Source organism: Arthrobacter sp. ISL-85 (assembly GCF_018613675.1).
In the GTDB taxonomy this organism is placed as follows: Bacteria; Actinomycetota; Actinomycetes; order Actinomycetales; family Micrococcaceae; genus Arthrobacter.
Genome location: NZ_JAGGPQ010000012.1, coordinates 129,424 through 145,465 on the forward strand (window position 1 = coordinate 129,424; position 16,042 = coordinate 145,465).

Genomic DNA, 16,042 nt, shown 5'->3' on the forward strand with positions numbered 1-16,042 from the left:
CTCACCTTGGGCGGAAATTAGTGGAACTGGCCCTCTTCGGTCGATCCGACCAAGGCGAGGGTGGAGGCGTTCGGGTTGAGCGCCGTGGAGATGGTGTCGAAGTAGCCGGTGCCGACTTCGCGCTGGTGCTTGGTTGCGGTGTAGCCGCGGGACTCGGAGGCGAATTCCTTTTCCTGGAGTTCGACGTAGGCGCTCATGCCGTCGCGGGCGTAGCCGTGGGCGAGGTCGAACATCGAGTAGTTCAGGGCATGGAAGCCGGCCAGGGTGATGAACTGGAACGTGAAGCCCATGGCGCCGAGTTCACGCTGGAACTTGGCGATGGTGTCGTCGTCCAGGTGCTTGCGCCAGTTGAACGACGGCGAGCAGTTGTAGGAGAGCATCTGGTCCGGGAACTCGGCCTTGACGGACTCGGCGAACTTGCGGGCCAGCTCCAGGTCCGGGGTGCCGGTTTCCATCCAGATGAGGTCGGAGTACGGGGCGTAGGCCTTGGCGCGGGCGATGCAGGGTTCGATGCCGTTGCGGACCTTGTAGAAGCCCTCCGCGGTGCGCTCGCCGGTGATGAACTCCTGGTCCCGTTCGTCCACGTCCGAGGTGATCAGGGTGGCTGCCTCGGCGTCGGTGCGGGCAATGACGACGGTGGGAGTGCCGGCGACGTCGGCCGCAAGGCGGGCGGCGTTCAGGGTCCGGACGTGCTGCTGGGTGGGGATCAGGACCTTGCCGCCCAGGTGGCCGCACTTCTTTTCCGAGGCGAGCTGGTCTTCCCAGTGGACACCGGAAGCGCCGGCCTGGATCATGGATTTCATGAGCTCGTAGGCATTCAGCGGGCCGCCGAAGCCGGCTTCGGCGTCGGCGACGATCGGGACCAGCCAGTCCTCAACACTCTGGATGCCCTCCGAGAACTCGATCTGGTCCGCGCGGAGCAAGGCATTGTTGATGCGGCGGACCACGGTTGGGACGGAGTTGGCCGGGTAGAGGGACTGGTCCGGGTAGGTGTGGCCGGAGTTGTTGGCGTCCGCGGCAACCTGCCAGCCGGAAAGGTAGATGGCGCGCAGCCCTGCCTTGACCTGCTGCACGGCCTGGTTGCCGGTAAGGGCACCCAACGCGTTGGTGTAGCCGCCGGTCTTGTGCTCTTCGGTGAGCTGCTTCCACAGCTTTTCCGAGCCGCGGCGGGCCAGCGTCTGTTCTTCGGTGACGCGGCCGCGGAGTCGGACGACGTCGGAGGCTGAGTAGTCCCGGGTCACACCTTCCCAGCGGGGGTTGGCGGCCCACTCGAGCTCCAGGGCGGCGGCCTGCTGTTCGGGCGTCTGCTGGGTGGGCTCAAATGCTGCAGTCATCGTTGATCTCCTTGATTGAGCTCCGGATGGAGTAGGTGGGTACCGCGTCGTTGAGGTTCCCACCCGCTTCTCCGGTGCGGTGTTTCTTTCCGTGGCACCTACTTTTCAGCACTTTCAACCCCCTCGCTAGCCAAAAGCTATGGAAAGAAACGCACTTCTTCCCGTATTCTTCAGAAATGTCGCCTTCAAGCTGGAACCGGGACGTCTCCCAGCCACCGTCCACCGCCGCAGCGGAGCTGGACGTCATTGCGCTGGGCCGCCGTGTCCGCCATCTGCGCAAACAAGCCAAGCTCACGCTCGATGACCTGAGTGCCGCCGTCGGCACTGCTCCCAGCCAGCTGAGCCTGATTGAAAACGGCAAGCGCGAGCCCAAACTGACGCTGCTCCAGCACCTCGCGGCGGCATTGAATGTCAGCATCGACCAGCTGCTCGGGGCCGAGCCACCCAGCCGCCGCGCCGCCCTGGAAATCGAGCTGGAACGGTACCAGCGCGGGCCGCTCTACGAGTCCCTCGACCTGCCCAAGATCCGCATCAGTTCGCGGCTTCCGTTGGATGTGCTGGAGGCCCAGGTGGGGCTGCTGCATGAACTGGAACGGAAGATGAATGAGCAGGTGGCCACACCGGAGGAAGCCCGCCGCGCCAACGGCGAACTGCGGGCCATGATGCGGGAGCGGGGCAACTACTTTCCGGAGTACGAGGCCGAGGCACAGAAGGTCCTCAAGGAGGTGGGCTACACCACCGGGCCGCTGAGCCAGCACGTCATTGCGGACATCGCCGAGCACCTCGGTTTTACCCTGCACCATGTGAGTGATTTGCCGCATTCCACCCGTTCTGTGACGGATTTGAAGAACCGCAAAATTTACCTGACGCAGAGCCAGCGGCAGGATCACGACCCCCGCTCGGTGCTGCTGCAGGCCTTGGGCCATTACGTCTTGGGCCATGAAACGCCCAAGAACTACGGCGACTTCCTGGCCCAGCGGGTGGCCACCAACTATTTCGCCGCCGCCCTGCTCCTGCCCGAGCAGGCAACCGTCGAATTTTTGCAGAAAGCCAAGGCGGCCAAGGAAATCGCGGTGGAGGACATCCGGGACGCATTCGCTGTCTCCTACGAGACCGCGGCGCACCGCTTCACCAACCTGGCCACCAAGCATTTGGGCATCACCACCCATTTCCAGAAGACGCACCAGAGCGGCATCATCTACAAGGCGTATGAGAACGACGGCGTGAGCTTTCCCCAGGACCACACCGGCGCCATCGAGGGCCAGCCGTCGTGCAAGGCCTGGACGTCCCGGGCCGTGTTCGATGTGCCGGACAAGTTCAGCGCCTACAGCCAGTACACGGACACGCCGTCAGGCACGTACTGGTGCACCGCGCGGACCGAGCGGTCTGCCAGCGGCGAGTTCTCCCTCAGCATCGGCGTCCCGTACCAGCACGTGAAGTGGTTCCGCGGGCGGGAGACCACCGCCCGGGCCACGTCCAACTGCCCGGATCCCAACTGCTGCAAGCGGCCGCCTGCCGAGCTGACCAACCAGTGGGCCGGGAACGCCTGGCCGTCCGCCCGTGCCCACTCGCATCTGCTGGCTGCGATGCCGCCGGGAGCCTTCCCCGGGGTCGATGAGACCGAGGTGTACAGCTTCCTTCAGGCGCATTCCGGCTCCTAGGAAACGCCCGCTCACGTCTCGCAGTTTTTTCCCGCACGCCCGCTCACGTCCTGCAGTTTTTTCCCGCACGCCCGCTCGCTCTTCTCGCGAAAGCGAGCGGGCGTTGGTGGATTTGCTGCAGGACGTGAGCGGGCGTTTGGGTTTGAACCGTCAAAGGTGAGCGGGCGTTGGGTCAGCCGTGCAGTGTACGGTAGGCGGCCGCGGCGGCGGGATGCAGGGGGACGCCGGCGGTGTTGATCAGGCTTTCTGCGCTGAGGAACTGGACTCCGAGGGTGGACTGGGGAATGAGCTCGCCGGCGTTGTGCACCAGCAGCTGCACCGTCCGCTCCACGGTGGCGTCGTCCAGGTCCCGGCGGCACAGGAGCAGATTGGGTGCGCCCACCGTCCACACTGCCGGTATGCCGGGGTAGCTGCCCTCCGGGATCAGGACGCGGTCGTACATCCCGCCGTACCGCCGACGCAGTTCGGGCAGCAGCGCGGATAAATCCAGAAGTCCCAACGCCACCTCCTGCTGGGCTGCGGCGATGGCGGCCGTGGGCACCCCGCCGGACCAGAACAGGGCATCCACCGTTCCCGCTTTGAGGGCGGCGATGCCGTCGTTCAGGCCAAGATTTTCGACGGCGGCAGTTCCGGCAGCGGGCGCGGCGGCATCAGCCGACGTGCCCAGCCCCGCGGCTTCGAGCAGCCGGGGAGTGGTGAGCGAGGTGCCTGATCCCGGCTGGCCCACAGCAACCCTGCGCCCGGCCAGCCCGGAAATATCCCGGATGCCGCTGTCCTTCCGCACCACGCAGTGGACGTAGTTTTCGTAAACCTTTCCAACCGCGGCGATCTGCGCTCCCTCAGCACCGGCCTGGTCCCCGGCAGCGTCGGCCAGGGCTACGGCAAAGGCGGCCCGCCCAGCCCGCAGTTCGGCGATGTTGTCCAGGCTTCCACCTGTGGACACCGCCCGCGCATGGGCGGCAACGCCGTGCCGTTCCAGTGCCGCGGCCAGCAGCGTTGAGAACTCCAGGTAGAACCCGCCCGGTTCGCCGCCGGCCACGGTCAAGTCCTCCGGCCGGACACCGCCGGTGCACGCACTGAGGGCAGGCGGCAGGCTCGCTGCGAGTCCGACGGCGAAGGCGGCCTTGAGTACGAACCGTCGCGCCGGCGTCGCCAAAGGACCGCCCGGGGCACCTGGACCACTTATCGCACCAGGATCACGCACCGGCACCACCCCCGCCGGGCTTGAAAGCGACCTGGCCGGCCGCTGGAACAGGAAACTTAACCCGGGCCGCGAGCCCCTGCGGGGCCGCTTCGGCCAGCACCAAGTGGCCGCCGTTTGCAGCAGCGAGCTCACCAACAATGGTCATTCCCAGCCCGGTTCCCGGAACTGATGAATGCTGCGGGGACCGCCAGAACCGGGTGGCAGCCGAGGCACGCTCCGGGGCGGAAAGACCCGGACCGTCGTCGGAAATCTCCACCACCACCGCGCCCCCCTCCAGCTGCACACCGGCTGTCACGGTGGCGCCGGGGGCGTACTTGATGGCGTTGTTGAGGAGCTCGGCCGCCATCTGGGCCAGCTCCGCCGGGTGGCAGGAAACCAGTGCCGGCGGCTGCGGGGGCGGAGCGAGGACCAGGCGGCAGCCGGCCTGTTCCGCCAATGGTGCTGCCCGCTCGATCTCCCCCTGGAGGACTGGGTATGGGTCCACCGGCTGGCGCCCGGGATGGTCCTCCAGGCCGCCGGCCGCCCGAAGATACCCTTCGGACGCCCGGTGCTCTGCGGCCGCAAGCTTCAGTACCCCGTCCAGGATCTCCTCCACGCGCTCCAGCTCCACCATGGCGCGCTCGGCCGCATCGTATTCGCGGACCGTCTTCAGCTCGAGCTGCAGCAGGTCGAGCCGCAGCCGCAGCGCCCCCACGGGATTGCGCAGCTGGTGTGACGTGTCCGCGATCAGCTGCCGCTGCGCCGCTATGCTGGCGCTGACGGTCCGCGCCATCACGGTAAAGGAGCGGCTCAGTTCCCGCAGTTCCGGCGGTCCGTCCTCTGGGAGGCGTCCGGCGCGGCCTGTGCTTTCCAGTTCATGCACCGCCGAGTTCAGCCGCTGGACGGGCCGGAGCACCCATCCCGTAACCCGCGCCGCGCCCAGCAGGAGCACGGCGGCAAGGACAAGCGCCGCCAGCCCAACCGCGAGCCACCGTTCCCGGAGCTTTTGCCGGGCAATGCCGGCGTCCACGTCCAACACCACGGCGCCCAGGACCTGGCTGGCGCTGCCGAAGGGACGGTAGATGATCCGGGTCCCGGAACCGAAGGGCTGCAGCGGTTCCAGGGCGGTGTTGCTGACGTTCAACCGTGCCAGTGACAGCGCCTCCTGGACATCGGACCGGCCCGCGTCCAGATCCCCGGAATGAAGGGTGGCCTGCTGCACCCGCACCACGATTCCTTCCCCGTAGAGACCGGAGTAGGTGTCCATCTCCCGCTGGAGCCGCGCCGTGTCTGCGTCGGCGGATGCATCGAACGCCACCTGCGCCAGCCGGTTCAGGGACGCCGCCCGGTTGATCTGCAGCTCCTGGGTCAGCTCGCGCGAAGCGGAGGTAAGGATGGTGCCCGAAATCAGGAAGACCACCACCAGGCAAAGCACGCTGAGGACGCCCAGCACCCGCAGCCTCATGCGCCGGCCGCCTCCACGCGGTAGCCCACGCCGCGGACGTTGATGATGAAGCCTGGCTTTTGCAGTTTTGCCCGCAGCCCGGTGAGGTGAACGTCCAGCGACCGGGAAGAAGCCAGGAAAGCGTCACCCCACAGGGCGTCAAGAATCTGTTCACGGGTGACCACCGAGCCGGCATGGCGTGCCAGCAGCGCGAGGAGGTCGAACTCCGTGGCAGTCAGGGGGAGCGGCAGGCCGGCTCGGGACGCGGTCCGCCGGTTCAGGTCAATCGCCAGGTCGTCCAGCACGATGGTGTCCTCCTGCGGGACACCCCCGGCGCGCCCCGCCCTCCGGGTCACCGCCTCGATCCGGGCCAGCAGTTCCACCAGCTTGACGGGCTTGACCAGGTAGTCGTCGGCGCCGGAACGCAGCCCGAGCACCACGCTGCGTTCGTCGTCCCGGGCGGTCAGGATCAGGATGGGGACGTCGGTGACCTGGCGGAGTTTGCGGAGCACCTCCAGCCCGTCCATGTCCGGCAGGCCAAGGTCCAGGAGGATCACCTGGAAGTTCCGGTGGGACAGCAGCGCGTCGGCACCCCGCGCCAGCCGCTGCGAGTGGAGCCCTGCGCTTTCGACGGCGGCGGTGAGGGCACCGGCCATGGCGTCGTCGTCCTCGACGATCAGCACGTCCATTGCCATCTTCCTTGCCGTTGTGCGGTCTCCTGGATCACCCCCGCCTTTGGAGACTACCGCCTGCGGAAGGGTTTTGCCCGACGGCGGCCGGGAGGCAGGCGGAACGGGACGCACGGGCAAAACCTAAGGAAGTGTTAGGAAATGCGCCGCGGCGTTGGTTGTGCGGTGGATCACCCATACCGTGGATGAGGCCCCCGGCGTTGGAGGCCGATGTCACCACAAGGAGAAACTCACCGATGAGCACCCAACATACCGCGCCCCGCAGTGAGGCAGCCCAGACCCGTCGGGCGGTGGGCAACATCCTCAAAGGCTCGGCCGGCAACCTCGTGGAGTGGTACGACCTCTACGTCTACACCGTCTTCGCCGCTTATTTCCAGTCGCACTTCTTCAACTCCAAGGACGACCTGCAGGCCGGCCTCGAGGCGATGGCCGTGTTCTCTACGTCGTTCCTGATGCGGCCCATCGGTGCCTGGTTCTTCGGCCGCTACGCCGACCGCAAGGGGCGCAAGGCTGCGCTGACGTTGAGCGTGACCATGATGTCTGCGGGCTCCTTCGCGATCGCCATCCTGCCCACGCAGCAGCAGATCGGCCTGTGGGCCATGATCCTGCTGGTGCTGGTCCGCGTGATCCAGGGCTTCTCCGTCGGCGGCGAGTACGGCACCAGCGCCACCTACATGTCCGAGGCCGCCACCTCCAAGCGCCGCGGCTTCTTCTCCAGCTTCCAGTACGTCACCCTGATCGGTGGCCAGATGCTGGCCCTGCTGGTCCTGGTGGTCCTGCAGAACGTCATGCCCAAGGGCGACCTGGGCGAGTGGGGCTGGCGCATTCCGTTCGCCATCGGCGGCGTGGCCGCACTCGTGGTGCTGTGGCTGCGGCGCTCCATGGAGGAGACCGTCTCGGCCGAACAGATCGAGGCAGCCAAGACCCCCGCAGTGGCCGGCCAGGCCAAGCCGGGCTCCATGAAGCTGCTGTTCACCGGTTACTGGAAGCCGCTGCTGGTCTGCATCGGCATCACCCTCGGCGGCACGGTGGCGTTCTACACGTACACCAACTTCATCCTGAAGTTCATGAACGATACCTCCGGCATCGCCAAGACCGACACCTCCGTGATCAACTTCTGGGCCCTGTTCATCTTCATGCTCCTGCAACCGGTTTACGGCATCATCTCGGACAAGGTGGGCCGCAAGCCGCTGCTTCTCTGGTTCGGCATCACCGGCGTGCTCTTCACGTGGCCGCTGCTTTCCACCCTCGCCGGCACCAAGGATCCGTTCACCGCGTTCCTGCTCATGATGGGCGGCCTGCTGATCGTGGGCGGCTACACCTCCATCAACGCCCTGGTGAAGGCCGAACTGTTTCCGGCCTCCATCCGTGCCCTCGGCGTGGGCCTGGGCTACGCGATCGCCAACTCGCTCTTTGGCGGCACGGTTCCGCTGATCGGGGCGGCGTTCCAGACCGTAGGCCGGGAGGACCTGTTCTTCACCTACGTCACAGTGACCATCGCCATTTCACTGCTGGTCTACATCTTCGCGCTGAAGAACAAGAAGGCCACGCACCTGGACGACGAACAGGGCCACGCCTGGGAACAGTCGCCGCGGGCTGGCGGGAAAGACAAGGATTCCCTCGGCGTTTAGGGTTTCGGGCGTCCAAACGGACGTGTCTCCCAAGGAGGCGTACGACGGCGGCTGCCCGGCCGCCGTCGTACGCCTCCTTTGCGCTGCGCCGGGGAAGCCAGCCAAGGCGGGCCGACTATATTGGCCATGTCAGCACACCACCACAATCGCGGGAGTCTGCACCCATGGCCAAGGAACTTGCCACCCAGCTCATCGAACAACTCCAGGCTGCCGGCGTGCAGCGGATCTACGGGATTGTGGGCGACAGCCTCAACCCGATCGTGGACGCCGTCCGGCAAACGGGAGGTTCCGCGAAGGGCGGCATCGACTGGATCCACGTCCGCCATGAGGAAGCCGCCGCCTTTGCTGCCGCCGCCGAAGCGCAGCTCACCGGCAAGCTTGCCGTGTGCGCGGGTTCCTGCGGCCCCGGAAACCTGCACCTGATCAACGGGCTCTACGACGCTAACCGCTCCGGCGCGCCCGTGCTGGCCATCGCCTCGCACATCCCCAGCAAGCAGATCGGCAGCAGTTTCTTCCAGGAAACCCACCCGGACCGGCTGTTCAACGAATGCTCGGTGTACTCGGAGCTGGTCAGCACCGCAGAGCAGGCGCCCCGGGTGGTGCACAGCGCCATCCAGCACGCGCTGGGACTTGGGGGAGTCGCCGTCGTCACCCTGCCCGGTGACATCGCCGGGCTGGAGGCCGTAGGCCCCACGCCGCTTCCCGCCACATTCCGTCCTGCCAGCCTGGTCCCGGACCCGGAGAGCGTCCAGGCGCTTGCGGACGCGATCAACGACGCCGGCAAGGTGGCCATCTTCGCGGGCGCCGGCGTGGAAGGGGCGCACAGTGAGCTGATGGCGCTCGCCGAGTTGGCCAAGGCGCCGGTGGGCCACTCGCTGCGCGGCAAGGATTTTGTCCAGTACGACAACCCGTTCGATATCGGCATGACCGGACTGCTGGGCTACGGGGCCGCGGCTGAAGGCATTGAGGACGCCGACCTGCTGATCCTCCTGGGCACCGACTTCCCGTATGACCAGTTCCTCCCGGACACCCGGACAGCGCAGGTGGACCGGGCGGCGCAGCGGCTGGGCCGGCGGACCGACGTCGACATTGCCGTCCACGGCGACGTTCTGCCCACATTGCGCGCGCTGATCCCGCTGGTGAAGGCCAAGAAGAGCCGCCGGTTCCTGGACCAGATGCTGAAGAAGCACGACCGGCTCATGAACAAGGCCGTGGGCGCCTACACCCGCAAGGTGGAGAAGAAGCAGCCCATCCACCCGGAGTACGCGGCGTCCCTGCTGGACCAGCTGGCCGCGGAGGACGCCATCTTCACCGCGGACACCGGCATGTGCAACGTCTGGACCGCGCGCTACATCAACCCGCTGGGCACCCGGCGACTGATCGGGTCCTTCCTTCACGGCTCCATGGCCAACGCCCTCCCGCACGCCGTTGGCGCGCAGCTGGCGTATCCGGGACGGCAGGTCATTTCGGTTTCGGGCGACGGCGGCCTGTCCATGATGCTGGGCGAGCTCATCACCTTGGCCGCGTACAAGCTGCCGGTCAACGTGGTGGTGTTCAACAACTCCACCCTGGGCATGGTGAAGCTCGAGATGCTGGTGGACGGGCTTCCCGACTTTGGCGTGGACGTGCCGGACGCCAACTACGCCGCCGTGGCAGAGGCGCTGGGACTCCACGCTGTCCGTGTCACGGACCCCGGGAAGATCGAGGCGGCGTACCGGGAGGCGTTCGCGCACCCCGGCCCCTCGCTGGTGGAGCTGATCACCGATCCCAATGCGCTGTCCATCCCGCCCAAGATCTCCGGATCGCAGGTGATCGGGTTCGCCACCGCGATGTCCAAGGTGGTCCTCAACCGCGGGGCGGGCGAGGCCGTGAGCATGGCGCGCAGCAACCTGCGGAACATCCCCCGGCGCTAGCCGGGAAGCAAGGGCGGTGCCTCCTAGCGGGGGCCGCCCTGCCACAGGGCATCGAAGGGGGCGCCGGAGGCGACCCGGTTGCGGATGCCGGCAGTGACGAAGTCCTTGGCGGTCCGGGCCGCTTCCAGGGGACTGGCACCCTTGGCGAGTTCGGCCGTCACGGCGGCGGCCAGCGAGCAACCGGCGCCGGAGACAGCCACCTCGCCCACCTTGGGAGCGCTGAGGACTTCCAGGGTGTCACCGTCGTAGAAAACGTCGACGGCGTCCGGGCCTTCCAGCCGTACCCCGCCTTTGGCCAGGACTGCGGCGCCGCTGAGTTCGTGGATGCGGACGGCAGCGGCCTTCAGGGACTCGACGTCCGTGATCTCCAGGCCGGACAGCGACTCCGCCTCGAAGTGGTTGGGCGTGACGAACGTGGCCAGTGGCAGGATCTGCGCCTTCAGCGCCTGGTCGGTGTCCAGCGCGTGGCCGGGCTCCTGGCCCTTGCAGATCAGCACCGGGTCCAGGACCACATTGGCGAAGCTGTTCTCCTGCAGTGCCCCGGCCACGGTGCTGATGGTGGCCGGGCTGCCCAGCATGCCGATCTTGACCGTGTCCAAGGCTGAAGGCGCGCCCGACGCCGGGCCGTACGCCGCCGTCGTCGCCTCCAGTTGGTCCGCGATCACCTGCTGGTCCACCGGCACGAAGCGGTGGTTCCAGCTGTCCTTTGGGTCGAAGGAGACGATGCAGGTGAGGTTGGCAATGCCGAAGACGCCCAGTTCCTGGAAGGTCTTCAGGTCGGCCTGCGCACCGGCACCACCGGTGGCTTCAGAGCCGGCGATGGTCAGGACCACCGCGGGGCCGGTGGCGGACAGCGTTGCATCAGGGGAAACGGAAGTCATGCATCCATCCTGCCATCCGCCGTCGGACTGCTGCTCGCTTGACTGCCCTGTACCTCACGCCGGAATGGCGCCGGCACGCCGGAACTGTGCTGGCTCGCCGGAACTGTGCTGGGTCGCCGGAAAGAACCGGCGGCCTGGTCCCGTTCCGGCGGCTTCGCTGGCCAGCGCCACGGCTACCGCCGGAGCGCTGCCAGGACACGGGCTTTGAACTCGTGTTCGTGGAAGAGGTCGGCCCATTTCACGCGCACGAAGGTCCAGCCGTTCTCGGTCAGGGCATTCTCGCGCTGCCGTTCCTTAAGCAGCACCTCGGGCGTTGGCCTGTAGTCGAAGTACTTCGCTTTCCCGTCGAATTCAAGTGCGACCTTTTTCTCCTTCCACGCGAAATCCAGGCGGTACTGGCCCGCGCGGGTAGCTACCGCGACCTGGGGTTCCGGCAGGGGAAGGTTCAGGCGTGCCAGGAGTTCGCGGGTGAGTGTCTCACCGGCTGACTCCGAACGTGGATCTGCGTGGGCGAGCGCCAGCCGGAGTGTACGGATCCCGCGGCGTCCCTGCAGGCCCTCAGCCATGCTTTCGATGAGGGCTTTGTCAGCACCGAGCCGGAGGGCGTGATCCATCAGAACCAGAGCTTGGCGGTAGCCCAGCATCATGGCGCAATCCACTACCGTCCGCTCCAGTGAGGTCACCCGGAGGCCGCCGAGAGTCACCACCTCCGGCCCGGTCCAGGGCCGGGTATGGCCGCGGACATCCTTGCCGAGCCGCTCGCTGGAGGGACTCCCCGGCAGCAGAAGGTGGATCTTGTCGTCAACATCCCACAGATACAAATCGTGCAGCCGGGCCGCGGAGGTGTGGCTGTACACATAGCCGCCCGTCGAGGTGGTCAGCGTCCCGTGCGCATGGGCGCGAATCAGTTGCCTGCTGCGAACAGGAGCCGTCTGCTTCTCCCACAGCTCAGCGCGGACGTAACAGCCGTGGCGAAGCCGGACAAGCTTCCCGTGGAGCACCAAGGCCTTAAGGGCCCTGGAATTGAGGCCCTTCTCGTGCAATTGCCCCGTTCGCCACAGGTTGCCGGTGCCCGGCAGGGCGGGGAGACGGACTGGTTGCTGTGGTGTCATCCCGACAGGATCCTGCCGCTGCGGCACCTCCGGAAGGCGCCGTCGTCGTCATGTGGAAAACGTCCCCGCTCCCGGGACCGCCGGAAAGCGTCGGGATCGCCGGAAAGAGTCCGGACCGCTGGAACGTTCCGGCGAGCCGGCAGCTTTCCGGCGAGTTCGTCGGCGCCCCGCCGGGTCAGCCCTTGAGCGTCCCGTCCAGCAACGCGCGCAGCTCCGTGAAGTGGCGCTCGGTGGCTTCGGGGTGGAAGGCCGAGGTGTCCGCCATGGTGTAGCCGTGCGGGGCACCTGCGTAGATTTCGTTGGATGCCTCCAGCCCTGCGTCCTTGAGCGTTTCACCCAGACGGGCAACGGCCTCGGGGGCCATGCTCCGGTCATGGTCCGCATGGCCGAACACGAAACGGGCCTTTGCATCCTTGAGCCCCAAGTGCGGGCTGTCCGGCTCATCCGTGGCCAGGCCGCCGCCGTGGAACCCGCCGCATGCTGCCACTACGTCGGGGTGCGAGGTGGCGGTGCGGACAGCGAGCCGGGCGCCCATGCAGTAACCGGTGGTGCCGATGGGGCCGGGCGCCACGCCGTCGAGGGCCTCCAGGGTGGATACCCATACGTCAATGTCCGGGAGCGCCTTGTCCGAGGTGAGGCGCCCCACCCGGGGGAAAGCAGCCTTGCCGGCCGCCTCCCGGCCTTCCTGGGTGGACATGTCCAGTGCCGGGGCCAGTTCGGCGGCCGTTCCTTCCCGGTAGAACACGTTGGGAGCCAGCACCACGTAGCCCCAATCCGCGATGCGCTGGGCCATCTCCTCGATGCGCGGGCGCAGGCCGAACGCGTCCATGTAAAGGATTACGCCGGGGAACGGGCCGGTTCCGGTGGTTGGACGGACGACTAGGGCTTCGGCAGGGCCTTCTGTGGCCTGGATCTCGATGAGCATTGGGTCAGGATAGCCGAGGCAGCAGGGAGCAACGTTCAGGAGTAGTAGCGGCCCAGGGTCTCGGCCTTGAAATCGAAGAAGGTGCCGGACTCGATGGCCAGCCGGGCGTCGTCCACCATCTTCACCACGAACCGCTCGTTGTGGATGGAGATGAGGGTGGCGGACACCATTTCCTTGGCCTTGTAGAGGTGGTGGATGTATGCCCGGGAGTAGTTGGCGCAGGCGTAGCAGTCGCAGCCTTCCTGCAGCGGCCCAAAGTCGCGCTTGTACTTGGCGCCGGAGAGGTTGAACCGGCCGTCCGGGGTGTAGAAGGCGGAGTTGCGCGCCACCCGGGTGGGGGAGACGCAGTCGAAGGTGTCCGCGCCGTTTTCGATGGCGGTGAAGATGTCGTCCGGCTCGGAGATGCCCAGCAGGTGCCGTGGCTTGTCCTCCGGCAATTCCTCGTTGCACCAGCGGACAATGGTGCCCAGGTTTTCCTTCTCCAGGGCCCCGCCGATGCCGAACCCGTCAAAGGGCATGGCGCCAAGGTCGCGGCAGGCTTTCCGGCGCAGGTCCTCGTACTGTGCCCCCTGGATCACGCCGAACAGCGCCTGGTACGGCTTGCCGGCTCGTTCCTCCGTCAGGCGGAAATGCTCCTCGAGGCACCGTTCAGCCCACAGCCGGGTGCGCTCCAGGGATTCCTCCTGGTAGCGCCGGGAGTTCTGCAGGGTGGTCAGCTCGTCGAACGCGAACATGATGTCCGCGCCGATCCGGTGCTGGACCTGCATGGAGATCTCGGGGGAGAAACGGTGGCGGTCCCCGTTCAGGTGGGACTTGAACCAGACGCCGTCGTCGTCAATGTGGGCCAGTCGTTCCTTGCCGGGAGCCACGGCGTCGTCCGGTCCGGAGGCGTCCACCGATGTCATGTCGATGACCTTCTTGAACCCGGAGCCCAGGCTCATCACCTGAAATCCGCCGGAGTCGGTGAAGGTGGGGCCGGACCAGTTCATGAAGGCACCCAGGCCGCCTGCCTCGTCCAGGATGTCCGCGCCGGGCTGCAGGTAGAGATGGTAGGCGTTGGCCAGCAGTGCCTGCGCGCCGAGGTCTGCCATGGATTCCGGGAGCACGGCCTTCACGGTGGCCTTGGTGCCGACTGCGATGAAGGCAGGCGTCTGGATCTCGCCGTGCGGCGTGCTGATGGTACCGGTGCGGCCCAGAAATTCCCCGTCGTTTTCGGCCACTTGTGCTGCCGACGGCGGGCAGGACTCCGCCAGTCGGGTGCCTACCGTGAAGGAGAACTGTGATCGGGTTTCCGGCGGGGCGAAGGCGGGGTCGGCTGGCACCGTACCAGTTTGCCAGCAAACCGCCCGGCCACCGTAAACCGCGGGGTGCCGGCAGCCCGCCGCCCTCAGCGGCACGGCACCGTCAGCTGGCCGGTTCCGTCAGCTGGCCGGTTCCGAGGACGGGTAGTTTTCGGCCCGCCAGGAATCCCAGGACGAGCGGATGGCGTCGAAAGTGCCGGCGCCAAGGTCGTACGTGGAAGCGATAACCAGCGAGCCGTCACCCTCCGCGCGGACATCCTTGATGGCCGGATGGTCGGCCACCACCAGCAGCCCCTCGCCGTGCTCCGCATAACTGTGCACCGTGAGCCCCAGCTGGTGGCTGGTCCGGTACCAGACCTTGCCGCTGATGTCCTCGCCGGTGCCCAGTGTCACCTGGTACGGCTCGCCCGGCGCCGGCAGGTCGGAGAGCCCCAGCTTCTCGATGGCCGAGCCCTTGCCCTCTGTGAGGTGCAGGAACAGCGTGTGCCGCTTGCCATGTGGGTGCCGTTCGAGGGCAAAGCGGAGCTGCTGCAGGAAGGTCAGCCAGCCTTGGGTGATGTCCTCGTCCCAGGCAGCCCATTCGGAGTCATGGTCCACAGCGCCGCGCGTGACGCTGACCCGTGTTCCGCCCGCCTCCGGGTGGAGTTCGAACGTGTCCCCGCCGTGCACCGTGAGGCTCGTGTGGTCCGCAGACTCCTGCACATCGGAGAAGTAAATCTCCTTGATCTCGGACTCCAGGTCCTCCGCCTGCCAGCCATGCCACTGGGCCACCTTGGACGGCTCCCGCAGCATGGTCCAGACCTGCGGCGCGTCGGCGTTGATCACTACGCTGAGATTGTTGGTCATAGCCCCGAATGTACGCCCCGGACATAGCCCCGGGTAGGGGTAATTTCCCTTGGCCGGAAGCTGCCCGGAGGGCGCCCCCGCGGTCAGGAGCGGACGGCCTCCAGCTCATTGCTGATGCGCCGTTCCAGCTCCGGCGTCCCGATGGTTTCCGAACCGCCGTGCGCCCGCAGGAACAGCAGGGATTCCAGCCGCAGCAGCCGCCATTCACGCTCGGCATCGTGGTTGGAGTTGTCGATGGAGCGGAAGATTTCCTTGTCGTACAGGTTGGGCTCATTGAGCGAGCGCTGCCGCACCTTGGCGGCCATGCGGGCCTTGAACGGGTCCGTCTCCTGGTTTTCCGGGGTGCGGATCAGTTTCTCGTAAACCTCGGCGCGTTCATCCTGGCCGTCCTGCCGGCAGATGTAGCTCGCCAGCGCCAGGGAGGCCTCCACTGAGGTCCACCGGCCCGGGTTCCCGTCATAGGGCAGCACCGTGATCAGGTCTGCCACCGACAGTGCGCCGTCGGCGTCCTTGAGCGTGACGAACAGTTCGTGCGCCAGGTCGCTGAGGTCCTTCAGGCAGCTTCCGGACTTGAAGTTGACGCCCTTGGACAGCCTGTCGGCCAGGAGCAGGACGCCCTCCGCGTCGGGGTGCGCCTCAGCGGCCGCCTCGACTACGGATTCGGGGGTCCCGGTAGGGGCCGGGATGAGGGCCAGTTCCTCCTCGCTGGGCCCGGTCGCTGCGGGCGGTACGGGCGGGAGGGGAGGTACGACGACGGCGGGCGCCACAGCGATCGGCCCGGTCCCGGCGCCGGGCTGCTCCTGCCGGAAATCGTTGGGTGCGGCGGTTTCCACCGGCGGCGTGGCCCCGGGAAGGCTGGCCGGCAGCGGAAGCTGGGTGACGTCGTCGTGCGTTCCATCCACAACGGTGACCATGGTGCCTATGGCCACCCGCAGCGTCCCGCCGCCGGAGAGGCTGGCCAGTACCAGTGCCGGCGAGCCGAAATCGTCGTGCTCAAGCTCCACCTGGTCGATTTCGGCGGTACGCCGGCCGTCCGGGAGGAGGATGTGGGTGCCGGTGGTCAGAGATCCAGCCTGCTGTTCACGGTGGTGCCTGGCGGCTGGTGTTTCGGTCATGGGAGTC

At 67.0% G+C, this 16,042-nt stretch carries 13 protein-coding genes; 3 read left to right on the forward strand and 10 right to left on the reverse strand.

Annotation, left to right across the window (positions count from 1 at the left end):
• Positions 1–17 precede the first annotated feature (17 nt).
• Positions 18–1,334 (reverse strand): isocitrate lyase, encoded by a 1,317-nt coding sequence (aceA, locus tag J7I84_RS10240; protein WP_214944133.1) that lies wholly within the window; start codon positions 1,332–1,334, stop codon positions 18–20.
• 176 nt (positions 1,335–1,510) lie between these two features.
• Between aceA and J7I84_RS10245 the strand changes: the two genes are divergently transcribed.
• Positions 1,511–2,995, forward strand: a complete 1,485-nt coding sequence (locus J7I84_RS10245; protein WP_214944136.1) for a helix-turn-helix transcriptional regulator — start codon at positions 1,511–1,513, stop codon at positions 2,993–2,995.
• Positions 2,996–3,167: 172 nt separating this feature from the next.
• Here J7I84_RS10245 and J7I84_RS10250 read toward each other — a convergent pair whose 3' ends face one another.
• Genes J7I84_RS10250 through J7I84_RS10260 form a run of 3 tightly spaced genes read right to left on the reverse strand, consistent with a single transcriptional unit; the run spans position 3,168 to position 6,311 of the window.
• A complete protein-coding gene (locus J7I84_RS10250; RefSeq protein WP_251046435.1) occupies positions 3,168–4,151 on the reverse strand; it encodes a TAXI family TRAP transporter solute-binding subunit in 984 nt (327 codons plus the stop codon).
• A gap of 40 nt (positions 4,152–4,191) precedes the next feature.
• Positions 4,192–5,643 (reverse strand): HAMP domain-containing sensor histidine kinase, encoded by a 1,452-nt coding sequence (locus J7I84_RS10255; protein WP_214944140.1) that lies wholly within the window; start codon positions 5,641–5,643, stop codon positions 4,192–4,194.
• Positions 5,640–6,311: a response regulator transcription factor gene (locus J7I84_RS10260; RefSeq protein ID WP_214944142.1), complete on the reverse strand. Its 672-nt coding sequence runs from the start codon at positions 6,309–6,311 to the stop codon at positions 5,640–5,642. Before J7I84_RS10260 ends, J7I84_RS10255 begins: the two co-directional genes overlap by 4 nt.
• Positions 6,312–6,547: 236 nt before the next feature.
• Here J7I84_RS10260 and J7I84_RS10265 point away from each other — a divergent pair, with 236 nt between their 5' ends.
• Positions 6,548–7,942 carry an MFS transporter gene (locus J7I84_RS10265; protein WP_214944144.1) on the forward strand — a complete coding sequence of 465 codons (1,395 nt, stop codon included), beginning with the start codon at positions 6,548–6,550 and terminating at the stop codon, positions 7,940–7,942.
• Between the two features lie 164 nt (positions 7,943–8,106).
• Positions 8,107–9,855 (forward strand): pyruvate dehydrogenase, encoded by a 1,749-nt coding sequence (locus tag J7I84_RS10270; RefSeq protein WP_214944146.1) that lies wholly within the window; start codon positions 8,107–8,109, stop codon positions 9,853–9,855.
• 23 nt (positions 9,856–9,878) lie between these two features.
• Here the strand turns inward: J7I84_RS10270 and J7I84_RS10275 are convergent, their stop codons facing one another.
• The 6 genes from J7I84_RS10275 to J7I84_RS10300 all read right to left on the reverse strand — a co-directional run bounded on the left by J7I84_RS10275 (position 9,879) and on the right by J7I84_RS10300 (position 16,035).
• A complete protein-coding gene (locus J7I84_RS10275; protein ID WP_214944148.1) occupies positions 9,879–10,736 on the reverse strand; it encodes a hydroxymethylpyrimidine/phosphomethylpyrimidine kinase in 858 nt (285 codons plus the stop codon).
• Positions 10,737–10,909: 173 nt separating this feature from the next.
• A complete protein-coding gene (locus J7I84_RS10280; RefSeq protein WP_214944150.1) occupies positions 10,910–11,848 on the reverse strand; it encodes a type IV toxin-antitoxin system AbiEi family antitoxin domain-containing protein in 939 nt (312 codons plus the stop codon).
• Between the two features lie 175 nt (positions 11,849–12,023).
• The gene (locus J7I84_RS10285; protein ID WP_214944152.1) at positions 12,024–12,773 is read right to left on the reverse strand and encodes a dienelactone hydrolase family protein; all 750 of its coding nucleotides are present in this window, start codon (positions 12,771–12,773) and stop codon (positions 12,024–12,026) included.
• Between the two features lie 35 nt (positions 12,774–12,808).
• A complete protein-coding gene (gene tgt / locus J7I84_RS10290; protein WP_214944154.1) occupies positions 12,809–14,095 on the reverse strand; it encodes a tRNA guanosine(34) transglycosylase Tgt in 1,287 nt (428 codons plus the stop codon).
• Between the two features lie 99 nt (positions 14,096–14,194).
• Positions 14,195–14,920: an SRPBCC domain-containing protein gene (locus J7I84_RS10295; RefSeq protein WP_214944156.1), complete on the reverse strand. Its 726-nt coding sequence runs from the start codon at positions 14,918–14,920 to the stop codon at positions 14,195–14,197.
• A gap of 83 nt (positions 14,921–15,003) precedes the next feature.
• Entirely contained in the window at positions 15,004–16,035 is a 1,032-nt protein-coding gene (locus J7I84_RS10300; RefSeq protein WP_214944158.1) for a DUF6707 family protein, read from the reverse strand.
• Positions 16,036–16,042 lie beyond the last annotated feature (7 nt).